The sequence below is a fragment of the Clostridium sp. JS66 genome (assembly GCF_033561535.1).
Classification (GTDB): Bacteria; Bacillota; Clostridia; order Clostridiales; family Clostridiaceae; genus Clostridium_AM; species Clostridium_AM carboxidivorans.
In genome coordinates, this window is record NZ_CP131467.1 from 5,298,437 (window position 1) to 5,319,543 (window position 21,107).

At 28.2% G+C, this 21,107-nt stretch carries 23 protein-coding genes; all 23 read right to left on the reverse strand.

The genetic code is table 11. From position 1 onward, the window contains the following. Window positions 1–103: 103 nt before the first annotated feature. Window positions 104–1,096, reverse strand: coding sequence for an NAD-dependent 4,6-dehydratase LegB (locus Q6H37_RS24550; RefSeq protein WP_318737320.1), 993 nt, complete (start codon window positions 1,094–1,096; stop codon window positions 104–106). A gap of 6 nt (window positions 1,097–1,102) precedes the next feature. Continuing rightward, entirely contained in the window at window positions 1,103–1,741 is a 639-nt protein-coding gene (locus Q6H37_RS24555; protein WP_318737322.1) for an acetyltransferase, read from the reverse strand. An 11-nt stretch (window positions 1,742–1,752) separates the two neighbouring features. Then, a complete protein-coding gene (locus tag Q6H37_RS24560; RefSeq protein WP_318737323.1) occupies window positions 1,753–2,418 on the reverse strand; it encodes a PIG-L family deacetylase in 666 nt (221 codons plus the stop codon). Between the two features lie 16 nt (window positions 2,419–2,434). Next, the gene (gene neuC / locus Q6H37_RS24565) at window positions 2,435–3,586 is read right to left on the reverse strand and encodes a UDP-N-acetylglucosamine 2-epimerase (RefSeq protein WP_318737325.1); all 1,152 of its coding nucleotides are present in this window, start codon (window positions 3,584–3,586) and stop codon (window positions 2,435–2,437) included. 15 nt (window positions 3,587–3,601) lie between these two features. Then, window positions 3,602–4,591, reverse strand: a complete 990-nt coding sequence (locus Q6H37_RS24570) for a radical SAM protein (RefSeq protein WP_318737326.1) — start codon at window positions 4,589–4,591, stop codon at window positions 3,602–3,604. Continuing rightward, window positions 4,588–5,520, reverse strand: coding sequence for an ATP-grasp domain-containing protein (locus Q6H37_RS24575; protein ID WP_318737328.1), 933 nt, complete (start codon window positions 5,518–5,520; stop codon window positions 4,588–4,590). The genes Q6H37_RS24570 and Q6H37_RS24575 overlap by 4 nt, the downstream gene beginning before the upstream one ends. A gap of 24 nt (window positions 5,521–5,544) precedes the next feature. Next, window positions 5,545–6,246 carry a TylF/MycF/NovP-related O-methyltransferase gene (locus tag Q6H37_RS24580; protein WP_318737330.1) on the reverse strand — a complete coding sequence of 234 codons (702 nt, stop codon included), beginning with the start codon at window positions 6,244–6,246 and terminating at the stop codon, window positions 5,545–5,547. A gap of 147 nt (window positions 6,247–6,393) precedes the next feature. After that, window positions 6,394–7,080: a class I SAM-dependent methyltransferase gene (locus Q6H37_RS24585; RefSeq protein ID WP_318737332.1), complete on the reverse strand. Its 687-nt coding sequence runs from the start codon at window positions 7,078–7,080 to the stop codon at window positions 6,394–6,396. Beyond that, window positions 7,080–7,655 (reverse strand): HAD family hydrolase, encoded by a 576-nt coding sequence (locus tag Q6H37_RS24590; RefSeq protein WP_318737333.1) that lies wholly within the window; start codon window positions 7,653–7,655, stop codon window positions 7,080–7,082. Before Q6H37_RS24590 ends, Q6H37_RS24585 begins: the two co-directional genes overlap by 1 nt. A 5-nt stretch (window positions 7,656–7,660) precedes the next feature. Beyond that, complete coding sequence (gene neuB, locus Q6H37_RS24595) at window positions 7,661–8,695, reverse strand: N-acetylneuraminate synthase (RefSeq protein WP_318737334.1); 1,035 nt, start codon at window positions 8,693–8,695, stop codon at window positions 7,661–7,663. Continuing rightward, entirely contained in the window at window positions 8,688–9,392 is a 705-nt protein-coding gene (locus tag Q6H37_RS24600) for an acylneuraminate cytidylyltransferase family protein (protein WP_318737336.1), read from the reverse strand. Before Q6H37_RS24600 ends, neuB begins: the two co-directional genes overlap by 8 nt. Next, window positions 9,382–10,464: a nucleotidyltransferase family protein gene (locus tag Q6H37_RS24605; RefSeq protein ID WP_318737338.1), complete on the reverse strand. Its 1,083-nt coding sequence runs from the start codon at window positions 10,462–10,464 to the stop codon at window positions 9,382–9,384. The genes Q6H37_RS24600 and Q6H37_RS24605 overlap by 11 nt, the downstream gene beginning before the upstream one ends. A gap of 14 nt (window positions 10,465–10,478) precedes the next feature. Next, complete coding sequence (gene fcl, locus Q6H37_RS24610; RefSeq protein WP_318737340.1) at window positions 10,479–11,411, reverse strand: GDP-L-fucose synthase; 933 nt, start codon at window positions 11,409–11,411, stop codon at window positions 10,479–10,481. Window positions 11,412–11,533: 122 nt separating this feature from the next. Continuing rightward, window positions 11,534–12,607 (reverse strand): GDP-mannose 4,6-dehydratase, encoded by a 1,074-nt coding sequence (gene gmd / locus Q6H37_RS24615; RefSeq protein WP_318737342.1) that lies wholly within the window; start codon window positions 12,605–12,607, stop codon window positions 11,534–11,536. Window positions 12,608–12,687: 80 nt separating this feature from the next. Next, a complete protein-coding gene (locus Q6H37_RS24620; protein ID WP_318737344.1) occupies window positions 12,688–13,755 on the reverse strand; it encodes a mannose-1-phosphate guanylyltransferase in 1,068 nt (355 codons plus the stop codon). 264 nt (window positions 13,756–14,019) lie between these two features. Then, complete coding sequence (locus tag Q6H37_RS24625; protein ID WP_318737346.1) at window positions 14,020–14,835, reverse strand: flagellin; 816 nt, start codon at window positions 14,833–14,835, stop codon at window positions 14,020–14,022. Window positions 14,836–14,946: 111 nt separating this feature from the next. After that, on the reverse strand, window positions 14,947–16,002 hold the full coding sequence (gene pseI / locus Q6H37_RS24630) for a pseudaminic acid synthase (protein WP_318737347.1): 1,056 nt from the start codon (window positions 16,000–16,002) through the stop codon (window positions 14,947–14,949). Between the two features lie 22 nt (window positions 16,003–16,024). Further along, the gene (locus Q6H37_RS24635) at window positions 16,025–16,777 is read right to left on the reverse strand and encodes a glycosyltransferase family protein (RefSeq protein WP_318737348.1); all 753 of its coding nucleotides are present in this window, start codon (window positions 16,775–16,777) and stop codon (window positions 16,025–16,027) included. A gap of 39 nt (window positions 16,778–16,816) precedes the next feature. After that, window positions 16,817–18,109, reverse strand: a complete 1,293-nt coding sequence (locus Q6H37_RS24640) for a hypothetical protein (protein WP_318737350.1) — start codon at window positions 18,107–18,109, stop codon at window positions 16,817–16,819. A 15-nt stretch (window positions 18,110–18,124) separates the two neighbouring features. Further along, a complete protein-coding gene (locus Q6H37_RS24645) occupies window positions 18,125–18,274 on the reverse strand; it encodes a hypothetical protein (protein ID WP_318737351.1) in 150 nt (49 codons plus the stop codon). A 144-nt stretch (window positions 18,275–18,418) separates the two neighbouring features. Then, window positions 18,419–19,111: an HAD family hydrolase gene (locus Q6H37_RS24650; protein ID WP_318737352.1), complete on the reverse strand. Its 693-nt coding sequence runs from the start codon at window positions 19,109–19,111 to the stop codon at window positions 18,419–18,421. Between the two features lie 71 nt (window positions 19,112–19,182). Beyond that, window positions 19,183–19,845 (reverse strand): hypothetical protein, encoded by a 663-nt coding sequence (locus tag Q6H37_RS24655; protein ID WP_318737353.1) that lies wholly within the window; start codon window positions 19,843–19,845, stop codon window positions 19,183–19,185. An 80-nt stretch (window positions 19,846–19,925) separates the two neighbouring features. After that, complete coding sequence (locus Q6H37_RS24660) at window positions 19,926–21,101, reverse strand: class I SAM-dependent methyltransferase (RefSeq protein WP_318737355.1); 1,176 nt, start codon at window positions 21,099–21,101, stop codon at window positions 19,926–19,928. Between the last annotated feature and the right edge of the window lie 6 nt (window positions 21,102–21,107).

Sequence of the window (21,107 nt, forward strand, 5' to 3'; positions counted from 1 at the left end):
ACTTATTATAAAAATTATACTTTCAAATCATATTAAACTTTTCGACATTTACTTTTTAATAAAATAAATGTCAAAAAGTTTAGAAGCAATTCTATATATACTTCTAAACATTATAAATATCTGTTTTAAAATAATGCATATTATGTTCTATCCACTCAATAGTTTCTTTTAATCCTTCATCTAAGCTATACTGTGGCTTCCAGCTTGTTAACTCTTTAATTTTTGTGTTATCAGCCCATAATCTATTTACTTCGCTATTTTCTGGCCTAATTCTTTCTTCGTCACAAGTTATTTCTATATTTTTGCCTATAATTCTTACAATTTTTTTTACTGCATCTCCTATTGATATTTCATGATTAGAACCTGTATTTATAACTTCTCCAATAGTTTTATCACTTTCTACAATTTTAATAAATGCCTCTGCAATATCCTTTACATAATTAAAATCTCTTGTTGGTGTTAAACTTCCTAGTTTGATCTCATTTTTACCTGATATTATTTGAGATATTATAGTTGGTATAACAGCTCTTGCTGACTGTCTTGGTCCATATGTATTAAAAGGCCTTATAGTAACTACAGGTAAGTTGAAACTTTTATAAAAACTTTCTGCTATTTTATCTGATCCTATCTTAGATGCAGAATAAGGAGATTGCCCCTGCATAGGATGCTTTTCATCAATAGGAACATATAAAGCCGTACCATAAGTTTCAGAAGTTGAAGTGTGCACTATCTTTTCTACATCATATTCTCTACAAGCCTCAAGCACATTAGTAGTCCCTTCTACATTAGTTCTCACATATGCCATAGGAGATAAATAAGAATATGGAATGGCAATAAGTGCTGCTAAATGAAATACCACTTGCTGACCTTTTACTATTCTTTTCATTCCATCATATTCACGTACATCTCCTGTAACTACTTCAATACTATTCTTTATATTCTTATCAAAAGTATCTATCCAGCCCCAATTATTAAAGGAATTATACTGAACAAGAGCAGTTACATCCGCACCTAATTCAACCAATCTTTCTGTTAGATGACTACCTATAAATCCTTCTGAACCTGTAACTAATACTTTTTTTCCTTTTAAATCCATATTTAATTACTCCTTAATTCTTATTACTTTAGCTGGTATACCAACTGCCACAGCATTATCCTGTATATCACCAATAACTACAGTTCCAGCCCCTATAGTCACATTGTTCCCTATACTCTTTGTCTGTATGATTGAACTTCCTATACCTATATGGGTATTACATCCGATTGTAACACCACCTGCTATAGAAGCATTAGGTGATATATGGCTATTATATCCTATATTGCAATCATGTTCTATAACACTTCCTGTATTTATTATACAATTTCTACCTACAACTGTACCAGGATTTATTACGGTTCCTGCCATAACACAAGTTCCTTCACCTATTTCCGTATAAGGTGAGACAACTGCATTTTTGTGAATTAATATTGGCAATTTAAAGCCTATATTTTTTAATTTTGTATATATAAAATTTCTTATATCTATATTCTCAAGTGCACCTAAACCTATAAACGCATATTCTACTCCATTACTATAAATGTCTTGTAATATATCATCGTCACCTATTATTGGGATATCAAGCAAACTTTTCATATTAACTTTATCAGTAATACCAAATATCTGATATTCATTTGTACTCTTTATAATATCTATAATTACTTTGCAGTGTCCACCAGCACCTATAATAACTATCTTTTTCATATAATTGCAAATTAAAATCTTTCTCTAACTAACATAAAAGCTTCAGCATAATCAACACCACAGGATGCACCTCTGTATCTTGCAAGAGCTTTTATATTATCTAAGCTTCTTGGTAGTGGTGGCTTTTGAACCTCAGATTCATAAATATTCATAATTTCAAGCTTTTTATCAATAAAATTTGTTATATCACTATAGACATTAGGTATAAATATATTTTCAGAAAATGGAGGTGACATTTCTGTTTCAGATATACATTCATACATTAGAATTTTCTTTATAAATGGATATCTAAAACTTTTAGTACAACTTATAAGAACTTTAGCCGTAACTTGATGATCAGTATGCACATCTGATCTATTATTCATATAGATTATTTCTGGTTTTATATCGTTAATAACTCTTGAAACTGAATTTATAAGTTTACTAAAATCAATAGTTTGTAGTTTAGTTGCTAAATAATTCAGTGTATATACCTTTTTAAAGCCATATTCTTTTGTAACTTTTTCTATTTGATTACTTCTCTTACTTATAAATTCTTTTGAAAATCCTATTGATTCATCTGCTTTAGTAACTATCATCCAATATAACTCATCATTATTTTTTAAATGTTTTAGCATAGTACCTCCACATCCTAAAGTTTCATCATCTGGATGTACTGATACAACTAATATCTTCATTACTTATTAACTCCTTTTAATAAACAATTTGTTTATTAAGTAATTTATAGTCTATTTTTGTTTTACTTATGATTTCAGCTATTCTTTTACCACTAAATCCATCTCCATAAGGATTACTACAATTCTTACATGCATTTATATAATTCTTATCCAAAATGCATTTATTTATTGCTTTTTTTATTTGTTCTTTATCATGTTGAACAAATATAATATTATCAGAATGCTGTCTTTGTTTTTGCCTATTTCCGACATTAACCACAGGCAAACCCAAAAATGGCGCTTCTAATAATCCACAGCTAGAATTTCCTAAAAGTAAAGCAGCTTTTCTTTGTAAGTTTACAAATATGTCTCTTGGCAATGTTTCAAAAGCCTTTATAAAATTAAACCTTTTTTCATACTCTTTTATAACTTTTATCATTTCAAATCCACCAGCATCAGAATTAGGATAGGTTATTATAGTATCATAACCTAATTCACTAACAGCCTCTAAAGTTATCTCCATCTGTTCGCCTGCTTGAGACATTTCCGAACTCAAAGGATGCTTTATCAAAAGTATGAATGGTTTATCTTCTCTTAAATCAGTATTTAACTTACTATTTATATATTCATATGATAAATCAGGTTGCTTTCTTATAGAATCTAGTGCTGGGTTACCAACTACATTAACTCTCCAAGGTTCTTCACCCATTTTTAAAATTCTATTACCATTCTCTACTGTAGTTGGAAAATGTAAATGAGAAAGTTTTGTAACCGCATGTCTTATGGAATCATCAATATTACCTACAACTCTATCACCACCACATATATGTGCAACAGGAATATTTAAATATGTGCCTACAATTGCAGTAGATATGCTTTCTTCTCTATCACCCAAAACCATAAGCCAATCTGGTTTTTCTATATTAACTATATCAGTCAGTCCCATTATCTGAATTCCAAGAGACTTAGATCTGCCTGATAGAGAATCAGTTGATAACAGTGTTTCTAATTTTATTATATTATAATCATCTTTTTCTATAAACTTATATGTACTACCATGAAGCGGAGACAAGTGAGTTCCAGTAACTACTATTTTCAATTCTATTCCTATTTTCAATAATTCCTCAAAGACAGGTTGAAATATAAAGTATTCAGATCGAATTCCTGTAACAGCTAATACTTTCTTCATAAAAATACCTTCTTCCTATGTACATTTATACCATTCATTACACTTGAAACAAAGTTTTAATTTATCATAATTCATATTAATAAATATATTCCTATAATCATTATACTTTTTACCATTCCATATTTCTCTTATGGTTTTATTTTTCATATTGTCAACAATTAATTTTCCATTAAAATCAATGCAACACAAACTCAAATCACCATTATACAAAATCATTGTGTAATTCCATAAATGTCTACAAGGTGATTTTTTATTTAAATTAATATTTTCTAATATATTTATCCAATTTTCCACTACAAATTTATTTGTAGCAACTCCTTGTTTACTTAAATTATCTTTAAATTCTTTTAAACTAATATTTCCAGTACATCTATAATCATCGACCTGTCCTGCTAAAGTTTTAACTTCTCTTGAATATACTACATCGTCGTCGTTTAAAAATTTATTCCAATAAACTACTGCATCTTTTATCTGGTCAAAATTATTACCTAAATTAAGCATATTGATTTGTATAATTGTTTTACTATTAGTTTCTTTTTTCAATAACAATAAATTGGTTATATTATCAATTACACTATCAAATTTATCTATTCCCTTTACTTCTTTATAAGTTTCTCTATTCATAGAATCTAGTGAAATCATTATTTTATCTATATTGCTATTCAATAATTCTTTGGAATTTTCTTTATTTAACAAAACGCCATTTGTATTCATAATTGTTCTAATATCATAATATTTCAGTTTATTAACTACATTTATCGTTTCATTATGTAAAAGAGGTTCTCCAATTCCACATATATCCACTCCATTAATAACATCTTTTTTATTTTCTATAACTTCTTCTAATACTTTATTTATAAGTTCATTACTCATAAATCCTTTTTTTCTAAATTTTTTGCTTCCATTAATACACATTTTACAATTCAAATTACATTGATTAGTTAATTCTAAATTTATTGCCTTTGGAAAAATTGGAACTTGATCTATTGAATTATATTCTATCATTCCCCTTTACATCCCTTCATAAGACTACATTTGTTCACAATAACATCTTCATAATATCTAAACATATATTTATCATATGTAATTTTGTACGCTAAATATTTTCTATTACTTGTAAAACATTCAATTGCTTTAAACCAATTATCTGATGAATAAAATGACAATGAACTTCCACCAGCGATTCTTGGATTTATTTCTATAAAACAAATTTTATTTTCTTCTTTAAAACATTGTATATTTATTATACCTATTGGCTTTAAGTAATGAATTATTTTCTTTACATAATCTATCATTTTTAAGTCTTTAACTGTAACACCTTTAGTTGAAACCCCTGATTCTACATCAATTCTTTTTCTTGGTATTATGTATATAGGATTAGATTCAAAATCACATAAAACATCAATAGTATACTCATCTCCACTAACTATCTCCTGAGAAATATATTCTTTCATATCAAAATTATTTTTAACTTCTTGCTTTCTATATATTCCAAAACTTCCTCTGCCAATTCTAGGTTTCAACAATTGAAATTTTAAATCTAAAGATGTTTGAGGTGTTGGTATATTATTTTCAATAAAAAAATTATATGTTTTCCATTTATCTGTACAAATATCTATCACTTTTTCATTAGATATTATTACATTTGTATTAAACTTATCTTTAAAATACTTTTTTCTTTTACTCCATTCTAATAAACCTTCATTTACAGTTGGAAATACTAAATCTATTTTTTCATTTTTGATTATGCTTTCTATTTTATTAAAGCAATCTTTTTCAGAATATTTAGGTACAATATATGGTTTCAAACCTTTATATAAGCCAAAAGACTTATTTGTAATATCTATCCCAACTAAATTCCATTTCATCTCATTATAAAACTTTAATTGGGTTCCAAACACCATACTTCCTATTCCTTCTACCAATACATTCATATTATATTTCCTCTTCTTATAATTTTACATTTGAATATATGCTATATTAGGATCAAATTCAAATTTTTTTATTTGTAAACTATTTACTCCTAAAAATTTTTCTAATAAAGCCATTGTTTCTCCTGGCCAATATTGATTATTTATTTCATCAAAAGCTATTATGCCTCCTTTAGGTACTCTTGGGAGAAAATTTTCTAATGCTATTTTTGTTGGTTCATATAAATCGAAATCTAAAAATAGAAGTGCCACTATTAAGTGTTTATTTTTATTAATATACTCAGATATTGTTTCAATAGCATCACCTTTTATTAATTCTATTTTATTAAATTCATTTAAGAATCTATTTTTATCATATTCTTCAATAATCTCTAAAAGTTCATCATAGGCATTATATTCAGTACTTAGACCATTTTTTTTTAAATTTCTATTTATATATAAACCCTTATCTTCAACTGATACTTCTGGAAAGCCTTCAAACGTATCGAAACCTATTACTTTTCTATGTATTGCATATGGCTCTAAAGCAGAAGATAATTTAGCCCAAGCCATTACACCTCCTCCATAGTGTACCCCACACTCTACAATTGATCCTTTAACATTCTTTATTAACTTAAATAATTCGTATCTAGCTAATAACCTAGCTAAAGACTGTCTTCTTATATACTTTTCAAAATTATTCAATTTTATATCTATTTTACAATCATACTTTAAAAACAACTCATCCATATTCATTACCCCTATTAATTATTTTCATGAATATAGATTGTGTAAAAACATAAATATTATGTTATATTAGAATATCTTCTATTTATAGATCATTTGCTTAGTATATAAACTATAGTTACAATCAGTTTAAGGCAAATTTATAAAACATTATATTTTTTCTGCTATGATATGATATCTTGAATTTTTACTTCTACTTATCACAGATTCCCTTTGAATTAAAATGGCTTCTTTAATTTTAAATTTATCTTGAATCAACAACTCAATCTTATTCCAATTGAAATAAGATTGAGTTGTTCCATTTTCATGCTGAGTATTTACTACTTCTTCACCATCGTATTCTCTAAAATGTTCATAATCACATCCTGATACTACATCGAAGTAGAATAATCCTTCATTTTTAATAACTCTATGTGTTTCCTCAACAGCTTTTCCTGCAATATCAAATGGCATACTGTCTAAAACCCCATGAGAAACTACAAAATCAAAATAGCCATCTTCATATGGCATATCAGTTATAGTTCCTACCTTGATCCTATTTTTTAATTCATATTTTTTTAACTTTTCACACCATTCCTTAGCAAAATTTATAGCTTCATCTGATAAATCTATACCATAAGCTTCAAAATTATTTTCGTCTAAATATATAACATGTCTTCCTATTCCACATCCCAAGTCTAAACATTTTCTTGCATCACTAATAGTAACAAATTTATTTATACCTACTCTTTTTTTTATGTATTTAGATATAAATCTAATCACCTCCTCATGAGGATAAAATACAAAATTATCTTTACTCTTATACGAATTATTCCATTCTTCTTGTTTAAACTCCATTATTTTTCTCCTTCTAAAATTATTTTTACTGCTTCATATAAATCACTTGCAACATAATGTGGACATATATCATATTCTTTATCTCTACCACCTAATCCAGTTTTAAGTAATATACTTTTCATTCCACAGTTTTTCCCTGTTTTTATATCTATAGTAGTATCTCCTACTATGTACGAATTTGCTAAATTTATATTGTACTTTTCTTCTGCACTTTCTATCATTCCTATATCTGGCTTTCTGCAATTACATTTAATCTTGTATTTCTTGTTTTCACCCGGATATCCTGCATCTGGGTGATGAGGACATATAAATATATCATCTAAGTACGCACCTTCATTAGCCAGCATCTCTTTCATTTTATCATTAATTTTCCACATTTCTTCTAAAGTGCACAAATTTCTTGCAACAACAGGTTGATTTGATACTACTATACACAAATATTTGCTCCTATTTATAAGCCTTATTGCTTTTGCCGCTCTCTTAATTAGTTGAAACTCTTCTATATTACTAAGTAGACATTTGTAAACATTTATAGTTCCATCTCTGTCTAAAAATATACATTTATTTTTCTTCACAAATATCACCTAATTTTATCCCATTCAATTAATGAATCTTCCTGTATATCATATACAGCTTTTTTTCCAATTATTGAATCTACATATTTGGGTAATATTCCACCCTCAGGCCTTTTAAAATCCAACATATTTTCCTTAATTATTTGCCCAGCTTCTATATCTTTTCTTGCAACAATACTTTTTCTTGAAACGAACTTACTTTTTTGTTCATTCTTGCCACACTTTTTAATTCCATCGCCAAAAGCTTTTTCAATATTTCTAATACTACTTATCATACCTTTAAGTTCTTCTGGATTTAAAGATACTCTATGGTCAGGTCCTTCCATTTCTTTGTTCAAGGTAAAATGTTTTTCTATAATCTTCGCCCCCATAGCCACTGCTCCAATAGGAACTTCTGTTCCTATTGTGTGGTCTGAATATCCTATAGGTAATTTAAAAGCATTTTTTAATGTAACCATTGCGTTTAGATTTACTTCTTCGTATGCAGTTGGATAATTTGAAGTACAATGTAATAAGACAATTTTATTATTTCCAATTTCTCTTATTGCTTCTACAGCAATTTCCACCTCTCCCAAATTAGCCATACCTGTTGATACTATCATAGGTTTATTTAATCTTGCTATATATTTTAAAAGAGGAATATTAGTTAAATCACCTGAACTTATTTTATATAATGGAATATTTAGCTCTTCAAGTAGATCTACGCTTTCAAAATCAAAAGGTGTTGATATAAAAGTTATTTCTTTTTGCTCACAATATTTTTTTAAAATAATATGATCTTCATAAGATAACTCTAACCTCTTAAGCATTTCATATTGGTTGCCACTACCTGTAGTTTCCTTTTGATACCCTGCTTTTGGTGTATTCTTAGTTACTAGATTTTCTGCTTTAAAGCTTTGAAATTTTATTGCATCTGCCCCAGCTTCAAAAGCAGCATCTACAAGTCTTTGTGCTATATTTATATCACCATTATGATTTACTCCTGCTTCTGCTATTATAAAACATGAAGTTCCTTCATAAAATATTTTAGCATTACTCATTATTACCCTCCCTCATAAGAAACTCTACAAACTTAAAATCTATCATATCATCTATATCAATTGAAGATTTTTTATCCATCACATAGGGCAAAGTATTTTCTGTATACCAATTCTTATTTTTTAGCAAAACTTCTGTTTTAGCAATATATATTGCTCCGTTAAGCCTATAAACTTGAGGTATATCTTGTCTTCTTGCATAAAAAGGAACATTATCTAAAAAATCTTTCATTATTCCATTCTCTATTTTTTTCATCCAGTAAGGACTTACTTCACTTTCACATACACTAACAATAGAATCGCCATTTTTCCTAATAAGTTTTTCAATAGCTTCATCCACCTGCCAAAATTTTCTCAAAGGTGAAGTACATTGAATGCACATTACCAAATTAAAAATTTCACCTTTTTCTTGAAACCAATTTACAGCATGAATTATAGGATCTATTCCTGGAGTAGTATCTAAAGCTAAGTCCTTTGGTCTTAAAAATGGTATCTCCGCACCATAAGTTTTACTAATACTAGCTATTTCCGCATCTTCTGTAGATACTATAACTTTATCTATATATTTACTTTTAAAAGTTTCTTCTATAGTATACGCTATAAGAGGCTTGCTACTTATATTCTTAACATTTTTTCTTGGTATTCCTTTAGAACTTCCCCTAGCTGGAATAATAGCTAATACTTTTTTATTATTTATCACAGCTATCACCTATTTCGTCTTCATACATAAATTTATACACATCCTGATTAACCTTATTGTAATCTTCTATTCTCCCAATATCAATCCAATACTCCTTTATTTCATAACTTCCAACCCGTAAACCTTCTTTTATACATATATTAATTAAATCAGTTATTTCAAAATATTCATCTTTAGGAATTAATTCTATCACATCAGGTTTCAAACAATAAACTCCAGCATTAATTAAGTAATCCATTATGGGCTTTTCTTTAACAGTTATTACTTTGTCTTTTAAAGTATCTATAACACCATATGGTATTTGAAAAGAATGCCGTCTAGTACCTATTGTTATATGAAAATTATTTTTTTTATGAAATTCCATCATATTTTCTACATTTAAATTAGTAAAAACATCTCCATTTATTACAAAAAATGAACTATTCACATAAGATTCTGCAAGTCTTATTCCTCCTGCTGTACCCAATCTCTTAGCTTCTTTTATATAATTTATTTTAACTCCATGTGCAAAGCCATCCTGAAAATAATTTTCTATTATTTGTGATTTATAATTAACTGATAACAAAATTTTATTGTACCCATATTGCTTAAAATTGTTAATAATATGTTGTAATATAGGGTCATTTCCAACCTTTAACATAGGCTTAGGCAATTCTTTAGTTAAATTCTGCAATCTTGTTCCTAATCCTCCTGCCATTATTATAACAAAGTTTTCTTTTCCATTTGGAAGAAGTATATCATTTATTGTTATCATGTCTGTAACTCTATCATTTTCATCAATTATTGGTAGTTCTTTTATTGCATTTTTTATTAAGATGTCTTTTGCTTCTTCTCTTGGAGTTCCTTGTCTAACTTTTATAGGATTTTTGTGCATTATTTTTTCTATATTTTCATCTAGTGATATTCCTTTTAATATAGCACGTCTTATGTCACCATCTGTTATAGTACCTATTAATTTTTTATCATTATCTATTACAAGTAGTATCCCTTTTGCCCCTTCATCTAAAATCTGTAAAGACTTGTTTATCGAATAATCAGAATAAACTAATATTTTTTCTACATCATTTATCATAACATCATTTCCTTCTATACTTTACAATGTTTTAAATAATCCTTATAGGTGTTCTCTACCCCATCATAAAGTTCCACCTTATAACTCCATCCAACTTCCTTTAGTCTAGATACATCCAAAAGTTTCCTAGGTGTCCCATCAGGCTTACTCTCATCAAATCTAATCTCACCTTTATAATCCACAATCTCTTTTATCATCTCGGCCAATTCTTTTATACTAACTTCTTTACCCGTACCCACATTAAAAAATTCATCTCCATCATAATTCTCCATCAAAAACACACAAGCATCAGCCATATCATTCACATGAAGAAATTCTCTTAAAGGCCTACCAGTTCCCCAAACTTTTACATAAGGACTGTTATTTACTTTCGCCTCATGAAATTTTCTTATAAGGGCTGGCAATACATGAGATGTTTCTAAATCATAGTTATCATTAGGTCCGTACAAATTTGTAGGCATAACACTTATAAAGTTATCACCATACTGCTTTTTATAGAATTGGCACATTTTTAGTCCTGAAATCTTCGCCAACGCATAAGCCTCATTTGTAGGCTCTAAGTAACCTGATAGAAGGTACTCTTCTTTAATTGGTTGAGGACAATTTTTAGGATATATACAAGAGCTTCCTAAAAACAACAACTTCTTAACCTTAAAATCGTGAGCTGCTTTTATAACATTATTTTGAATCATCAAATTTTCATATATAAAATCTGCTGGATATGTATTATTTGCATTAATGCCACCAACTTTAGCTGCTGCTAAAAATACATATTCAGGTCTTTCTTCTTCAAAAAACTTTCTCACATCAGCTTGATTTGTCAAATCTAATTCTTTGTGAGTTCTTCCTATTATATTTAAACATTCTTTTTTTTGTAAATTTCTAACTATAGCAGAACCAACAAGTCCTTTGTGTCCTACTACATATATTTTGCTATTTTTATTCATAACAATCCCCCAAATAATATAAAGGTACTAAATATATTTACTACCAATTCATTTAAAAATATTTATAAACAAATTTCTAAGTATCAGATGAAATTTTAACTTTATCTGATACTTAGTAATGCTTATTTGGTACTTGCTGCTTCTCTATATTGTTTTAAATTTATTCCACATATATCTTTAACATCTGCTTCAACCATTATATGTACTAATTCGTCAAAGCTTGTTCTTGGTTCCCATGCTAATTTATCATTTGCTTTAGCTGGATCTCCTAAAAGCAACTCAACCTCTGTTGGTCTAAAGTATCTTGGATTTACATCCACAAGAGTTTTTCCTGTTTTTTTATCTACACCCTTTTCATATACACCTTTTCCCTGCCATTCTATCTCCATTCCTACTTCTTTAAAAGCAAGTTCTGCAAATTCCCTTACAGTATGAGTTTCTCCTGTAGCAAGAACATAATCATCTGGTTTATTCTGCTGAAGCATAAGCCACATTCCTTCTACATAATCCCCAGCAAATCCCCAGTCACGTTTTGCATCCAAATTTCCAAGAGATACTTTGTCTTGAACTCCCTTTATTATTTTTGCCACAGCTCTTGTTATCTTTCTTGTAACAAAGGTTTCACCTCTTCTTGGTGATTCATGATTAAAAAGTATTCCATTGCATGCAAATATATCATAAGCTTCTCTATAGTTTACTGTAACCCAATAAGCATAAAGCTTAGCTGCTGCATAAGGACTTCTTGGATAGAATGGAGTATTTTCATTTTGAGGTTCTGTACCTGGCATTCCTCCAAATAATTCGGAAGTAGATGCTTGATAAAATTTACTTTTAATTCCAATTTCTTTAATAGCATCCAATATTCTTAAAGCTCCTACAGCATCTGTTTCTGCTGTATATTCAGGTACTTCGAAGGAAACTTGTACATGACTTTGAGCTCCAAGATTGTATATTTCATCCGGGTTGATTTTTTCTATTAATCTATTTAAATTACTTGAATCCGTTAAATCTCCATGATGTAGAAAAAGTGTTTTATTTCCTATATCCGGATTTTCGAACAAATGATCTACCCTTTTAGTATTAAAAGTACTGGCTCTTCTTATTATTCCATGTACCTCATAACCTTTATCCAATAAAAACTCTGTTAAATAGGACCCATCCTGTCCTGTTATTCCCGTTATCAAAGCTTTTTTCATACAGTGAACCTCCTATTTAAAGCGGCATGAATCAATTATTAAGACAAAAATATGCCACCTTTAAACTATATATATGTTTTCTACTCAATTACCTTATTTTTTATCTCTTTTATATTGTCTATATTTTCTTTTTTTCCTATGAATATAACTTCATCTGTTTCAGCTACAAGTATATCACTAAGTCCAACTACTATAATAGGTTTATTTTTTCCCATAACTATATTATTGCAGCTATCTATATATTTTATATTTCCTACCTGAACATTATTATTTAAATCTTTTTCTCTATATCTTTCCACTGACTTCCATGTACCTACATCGTCCCAACCAAAATCTGCTGGAATAACATGTATATTATCAGCATTTTCCATGATACCATAATCTATAGAAACATTATCAACGTCCTTATACTTTTGTGACAATACTTTATAAAACTCACTTCCGGATGTTTCTTGTAATTTATTTAATACTTCATATGTATTTTTTAAATACTTTTTTGTAAGCTTTAAAATATAGTTAGCTTTCCATATAAACATACCACTATTCCATAAGTAGTCACCATCCCTGAGATATTCTTGAGCTACTTCTATACTAGGTTTTTCTACAAACTTTTCTACTTTATGAATTTTTATATCTTCATGGATCTCTACATTGTTTATATTATTATATTTATCAATTTTTATATATCCATACCCTGTTTCTGCTCTATCTGGAGTTATTCCTAGCGTAACTATAGAATCTGAATTTTTATTAACAAAATCCTCACCTACATTTATAATTTTTAAATATTTTTCTTCATCTACTATAAGATGATCTGAAGGAACTACTACTATAGAAGCATCTCCATAATATTTTTTTATTACAAGGGCCGAAAGAGCTGCACAAGGAGCTGTATTTCTTCCAACTGGTTCCACTATTATATTAGTTTGCGGCAATTGTGGAATCTGTTCTTTTAATAGTTCAACATACTTTTCACCTGTAACTACAAATATTCTATCTATAGGTAGTATTTTTTGTAGTCTTTTCACAGTCATTTGTATCATAGTATCTTTACCTAAAAGCTTTAAAAACTGTTTAGGTTTTTCTTCTGTGGAAAGTGGCCAGAATCTTTCTCCCTTGCCACCTGCCATTATTAATGCACAAAGCATATTTGCCCTCCATAATTCTATTTATACTACTATTTTTATCGTAGTCATATTTTGAAACTTTATGTAACCAAGTTACTTTACATTAAAATTACATAATATTTTTCTTATGAATGTATATTAAATTCATTTTTTGAAAAATTATAATTGATAAAAGAAAAAGATAGTGTATAAGAAATTAATTCATATATTAATATTTTTAGAAATAACAAAAATATGCAATACATTAAACTACATATATATTGCATATTTACTATATAATCATATTTAAAATTCTAATAATTTCAATACTGATTTAGCTTGTAAATTCGCCTGAGCTAACATTGCCTGTGCAGCCTGAAATATAATACTGTTTTTAGCATAATCCATCATTTCTTTTGCAATGTCTAGGTCTCTTATTCTAGACTCAGCAGCAGTTAAGTTTTCTTCTGAATTATTAACTACATCAAGTGCATATCCCAACCTATTTTGCATAGCACCAAAATAAGATCTATATTTTGAAACAGTATCTATAGCTTTATCATATTTTGTTATAGCACCTTGAGCATCTACCGTTACATCTGCAGAATCTACACCTAAGTTTATACTACCAACATTACACAAATCTACAGAAATAGCCTGACCTTCATTTGCTCCTGCCTGTAAAATAACTTTTTTGCCACCAGCTGGAGCATTTAAAAGCTTATTTGTATTAAAGTCTGTATTACCAGATATACTATCTAACTCTTTATTTATTTCATTAATTTCAAGCTGTATATTTTGTTTATCTTGAGGAGACAAAGTACCATTAGCCGCCTGTACACTCAGCTCTCTTCCTCTTTGTAAAAGCGAATGAACTTCATTTAACGCTCCATCTGCAGTATTTATCATAGAAATGCCATCTTGTATGTTTCTTCCTGCTTGAGATAATCCTCTTATCTGTGCTCTCATTTTCTCCGAAATAACAAGACCTGCAGGGTCATCTGCTGCACTATTTATTCTGAGTCCTGATGACAGCCTTAGCATATTTTTACTAATTGCCTCATATGCTCTATTCATACAATGTAATGCATACATAGCATTTAAGTTATGATTTATTATCATATCAATCACCTAACCTTAACTTAAATTTGCATTTTCACTTATTTACATTGTATCACAAATAAAATTTCAAGAATATAGTTACACATAAGTTAATTTCATACAACTTAAATTTTATTTTTCTATAAGATTCCACGTCATTGGAGTTCCTTTTTTTATATCCATAGAAGCCTTTTTGCCAATGACATCTTTAAAATATTTTGTTTCCATTCCAAAAGCAGGTCTTATGCTTTTCACATTTTCTTCAGTAAATAACTCTCCTTTATTTACCTCTTTTACAACAAATAAAGAACGTGAATGTTCTCTACTTCTCCTTTGTTTTTCTGTTAAATCATAAGTTACTATACCTAATGCCTTTTCCACATCTCTTATACCTTTTACCATTTCTTTAAATTCTGCTGGCTCCATGGAAAATGCTGCATCGGGTCCTCCTTCGCTTCTACTTATTGTAAAGTGTTTCTCTATTACCTTTGCACCTAGTGCTATGGATGCTGCTGACACATGAGTTCCTAAGGTATGATCTGATAACCCCACAACTGCACCAAAGGTTTCTGCCATATTAGGTATAGTTTTTAAATTTACTGTATCCATGGGTGCAGGATAAGCACTGGTGCATTTTAGAAGAATTATTTGTTGGTTTCCCATCCTTTTACAAGCATTTATTGCTTCTTCAATATCTGCTAAAGTTGCTATACCTGTAGACATAATAACAGGCTTGTTCTTTGATGCTATATATTCTATAAATGGTATATCAGTAATTTCGAAGGAAGCTATTTTGTAAGCAGGGACATCCATTTTCTCTAGAAAATCTACTGCTGTTTTATCAAAAGGTGAAGAAAAACATATTAGTCCTTCTTTTTCTGCTTCTTCTTTAAGTCTTGGCTGCCACTCCCATGGAGTATAAGCTTTCTGGTACAGTTTATGAAGAGTAGTTCCGTCCCATATAGTTCCTTGCTTTATTTGAAAATATTCATTATCGCAATCTAAAGTTATAGTATCTGGTGTATAGGTTTGTAACTTTATGGCATCTGCTCCTGCTTCTTTTGCTCTTTTTATTATCTCTACAGCTTTATTAAAATTCTGATTATGATTAGCTGACATTTCTGCTATAATAAAAGTCTTTCCGCCTTCTCCTACTATTTTGTTTCCTATGTTTATGACCTTATCCATGGTGATCCTCCCGCTTATATCTTTACTTTTGCTTTATATCTTCATTTATTCTAGCTATCTTAGGGTTACTATCCAAAAATTTCACAATTTCTTTTGCAGAAACAAATTCATTTTTAAAATTATTATATATAGTTTCCACCAAGTTAAAATCTTCTTTTGTATCTACACATAATCTGTAGTCTTTATTATAAAAATTACTACCCTTTACATATCCTATTTTAAATTCTTCGGGGTGTTTATAAATATAATAAGTAACATGTTCCTTATACATATTAATTTCTTCTGTATTTTTTGTTTTATCTCCATTTATATTATTAACTGTCTTGTCAACTTTATCTAGTACAGATTTGGTAAATATTTCCACGTCAAATCCTCTTGCAAAGGTATCCGGCACATCTAATCTTACATAATCATAATTATTTATTTTAAAATAAGTTATCACATTATCTACTATTTCAGCATCAATTAATGGACAATCTCCTGTAACTCTTATGATTATATCTCCACAAAACTTATCTGATGCATCTTTATATCTTTTAAGCACATTACTTTCATGGCCTCTAAAAACCTCATATCCATCCTTTTTCGCAACATCTACCAATGGTTCTTCTCTGCCTTCTGTTGATGTAGCTAGGATAACTTTATCTATATATTTACTTTTACTTAATCTATTTAAAGTATAAAGTATCATAGGTTTATCCATTATAGGTTTTATAACCTTTCCTGGCAGTCTTTCTGATCCCATACGGGCTTGTATTATGCATAATATTTTCATATCAGGCTCCTTCAACATTATAAAATTTGTTTACATAAATTAAATCAATTTTTCTAATTTATCTTTTAATAATTTTGTAAATTTCATAGTACCATTTTTATTTAAGTGAGATACATCATAAAAATCTTCCTTTAAAAAAATTTTAGAATCGAAATAATCCAATATTTCAACATCAAACTCTTCTTTTATTTTATTTATAATTTTCTCAAATTCTTCTTTAATTCTAGGAGAAAATTTTTCATAATAATAGCTGCTTGTTGGACAAGCAACAATAATAGGTGTAATTTTTTTTGATTTAAGTAGTGAAATATAATCTTGAAGTATCTTAGTATTTTCCTTAACAGTTTCTGGATAATCCTTATTACAATCTTTTTCTACTACCCATTTATACTGTTCTGCCTTTTCATCATCTAAAATTCCATTTATCATATTATTCCACCAAGATTTATTTTGTTTATCTAAAAAATTATGCAATATTATATTATAATCTTTTTTAAATATTTGTGATGCCATTTGTTCAAATTTATCATAATTATCAACCATCTCCTTGCTACAAGGATGATTTCTAGTAATCCCAAAAAACGGATAATAATTATATATAAGGTTTTTAAAATTACTTTTCGAAAGATCATATTCAAAGCTATAATAACCCAATCCTATTATGGCAAACTTAATATCATCCACTATTTCATCATTATTTAATATCATCTTAGCCCATTGATAATCATAAAATAGGTCTTGACTCGAAACAGCCACATTTGCCACATTATAAGGCAATTGTGCTGCATCTATCCCAACTTCCGCATAAGATAACCCTGTTATAAACCCTTCAAAAGGTTTTTTACAGTTGAAATAATTAGCATATGCTCTAAAAACTTCATAGTGATAATAGTCTTTTAAATAGTCATTAATATTAATAACCCTTTTTTCATCTTGTGCAAACATAGAGCAATTTGACACTATCATATAATCATAGTTCACATAATGAATTTCGTCTTGTCCAAATACAGGAATGTCATTTACGTACTTTCCTTGAAATTTGTTATCGTTGCTAACAATGGCAACTATTTTGCATCTTTGTAAATCCATTAATTCTTCAATGTTAGCTAATAGACACTCTATGTCCATAACAACTTTTTTAATTGATGTTATATTAAAGAAAGAGTTTCCCATGCCTTTACGAAATTCACTGAACCTTGGAATCAAATAACTTTCAAATATATCTTCGATTAAATTATTTTCATTTATTTCACAACAATAAATTATCTTTTTAAAATATTTAACTAATTCATCTATATATTCTATTAAATTACTCTGAATATATTGTGGCAAAATAAATTTTATATTCTATTTTAACTTAACTAAAGCACTAATTAATGAATTAGTACTTTTTATAAGTTCTGCAGAATTAGCATTACACTTCCATTCTTCATTTGTTATATTTAAAATAATATCTATGTCTGTAGCCATCATTTCAATTTTAAAAAATTCGTCCATTTTTTACCCCTTAACATTATAAATTATTGCTAGTTATTATATCGTTTATAATTAATATTTCTAAATAAAGATAAAACGTGCAATTTAACAACTGCACATTTCTTAAAATATATTTCACTTTATAATCTTTAGTTTTGCTATATTCTAAATATTACATTTATATATTACATTTTTCAATTCATATAAACTTTTAATCTTAAAATCTGCTTCATATGTTTTCTCCAAAAAAGTATTCATATGATCACCTATATCTCGAATTATTCGTACGGTATGCATATTAACTTTTCTAGCACCTATAAAATCTTTATTAGGATTGTCTCCAACATATATACATTCTTCTGCTGTACAATTAAAATGTTTCATCATTTCTCTGTAAGCAAACTCATTAGGCTTCCAATAGTCAATTCCATAATCATCTGTAACTATTATTTTGTCTATGTAATTTTCCAGCTTTAAAGCTTTAATTTTATTCCACTGAACAGAAGCTTTTCCATCTGTAATTAATCCTAAATTAAATTTGACTTTTTTATTATCTAAACTGCATTCTTTTAAAAAATATAATGCATCTTCATAAAGCCGTAAGCTTGGTTTTGCATTTCGATAGATTTCTACCAAATCACTTATATCTTCCTTTATATTATATTTATCACATAACATATTGAAAACTTTTCCTCTACCATGAATATTCAAAATATCTATAGTACTATTATAAAGCTTTTCGTAATCTTTATTGAATTTTAAAGCTAAATATTCACATACCTTTTCAAAGGCTCCATATACAAAATCTCTTTCTATATATAATGTGTCATCTAAATCAAAAATAATTGTTTTTATCATAATCCTCACACTCTTCGCACACTAAATTGTATTTTGTACACTTCTCTCTTTAGTAAACAAATTTAATTTGTCTATATAAAATTTTTCTCTGACCAACAAATATGCTTATTATATTTATAATTTACTTCTCCTTTGTCAGTAGTAAAAGCTACTATATTATTCTTAATATTTTGATTATAAATCTTGGTATGTGCACCAATAGAAACATTATTACCAATTACACAATCGCCGATTATTGAAGAATTAGTTAGCATGGCCACATTTTCTCCAATCTTAGGATACACATTATTATGTGCACCAACAGTACATCCATGTGTTGCAACAAAATAATTAGAATACTCTGCTTTTCCAAGTACCGTTCCTACAGCATGAAACAATATAAAAATATCTGGAAGCTTTGTATCATACATGCAGCTAAATCCATGAAAGATCTTGTTTAGATAAAACAGCTTATTGGATAACATACTGTCCTTTTTTTCATTCCATATAGTATTAGATAAAAACCATATGAACATAGCATACTGATCTGAATGTAAGTAATTAAAATATGTCTTTCCATCTATACAATAATTTTTATTATTTATATGCTTAAAACAATTTTCCAGTCTATATAAAGACAATGTAAAGTCCTTTTTATAATCCAGTTTATTTATTTCCTTACCATCTGGAAAAAAATGATTCAACTGTAAAAATACATAATTAATCATCTCATTTTCAGGTAACGACAAAATCATTTCACCACCTCCTCAATAAATCCAAATCAAAACTTTCATTAATAATTTTCATAATTTAAATATAATTTAAAATTCTATTTTTAAATTAACTTTTCACCTGAAATTAAATTCACTTTAATATTTGAGGCCATTAATAAGTTATCTATCTCTTCATAATAGTTCTGGTTCATAACAATAATATATTTAATATTTCTTTTAGTTATTTGTTCATAACTTACAATTTCATGGGCTGAACCTGGAATATAACATCCTTGCTTATTTTTATTTATATCAATTGCTGAATCAATTAACTTTTTATTAGGATCAATTAGGTTTATAAAAGTAACACCCTTAGCACCTGCTCCCCATACTGCCACTTTTCCTTGAATACTTAAACTTGCAATCTTATTTTTTAATATTTCAATATTCTTATTTACAGTTTCTGAATATTGAAATGTCAACTTCTTTAATTCTTCTATCCCCTCTTTAGAATTATTTTCCATTGAATTTTCATCTAAACCAGCAATTACCCACATATATTGGCCTTTAAATTCTTTGACAACATTCAATACTTTAAAGCCAGATAAATTTAAAGATTTTTTTACTGAAACATCTTCAAAATAGGAACAATGTTCATAAAAGAAATCATAAATAATATTTTCTTCCAATATCCACTTAACAGAAGGTGTTTCAAAAAAAACTATGGCATTTTGTGAATTTCTCAAAGCTTTTTTTATACTTGTTAAAATCTCTAAAGGTTTTGGTATATGCTCAATAACATGTCTACAAATGACAATATCCGCTTTTATATTACAAAACCTTCCGTCATAAAATTCCTTAATAAATTTTAATTTTCCATCATATAAGTTATTTTTTCCTTCATAACTTGGATCAAAACCTATGGCTTTACAACCTGTTTTTTGAACTAATTGTTCTAAAAACTTACCTTTACCACAACCAACTTCTATAACTGTGCTATTTTTAATATCAAAATTGCTAGTTAAAAAATCTATTTCTTTCTTTATATACTCTTTAAAAAAACCTGACAAATCCTGAGTATTATCATAATTACAACCATAATTTAACTTATTTATATCAAAGTCTTTATTAAATATAAACCCACAGTTATTACACATATATATACTAAGATTTCCTCTTTTGATATTAGTAGCTTTTTCTACATTTCTTAAAATATAGTTTTGATGAACAGGTACATTGTCCTGTTCTAAAAACTTTAAGATAGAACTTGACCCACACACAGGACATACATTATTCATACTCAA